The organism is Fructilactobacillus sp. X2R1C1, assembly GCF_059901435.1.
In genome coordinates this window covers 1-304 of the sequence record NZ_JBWXUV010000065.1, presented here as the reverse complement: position 1 = coordinate 304, position 304 = coordinate 1, and the positions used below count along the sequence as shown (strand labels likewise).

1 pseudogene is annotated in these 304 nt (G+C 21.7%); it reads right to left on the bottom strand.

Going from position 1 to position 304, the window contains the following annotated elements:
* Nucleotides 1-304, bottom strand: a pseudogene (locus AC6UDG_RS07525) (hypothetical protein); the annotation flags it as partial.

The following is a 304-nucleotide window of genomic DNA, read 5'->3' as shown; positions in this document are numbered from 1 at the left end:
GATTTATTTCCTAACGAAAAATGCATCCAAGAAATTATTTTAAAATGCTTATTTAATATTTTTCTAATATAATAAGCAATCATTATCATGGTCTGATTGGTAATTATTAAAGCATCACCACTGAAGTTAATTAAAAAAGATATATATCTAATCGTACATAAGAATTTATTATTTAACTTAGTTTTGCTGATCTTATTAAATCCAGCAGAATCAATAAACTTTTTATATCGAACATTATCAAAAAGAAAAAGGTTTAAATTAAAAGAATCATTTATTTTTTTATCATTGCCGATAAATGACAAAA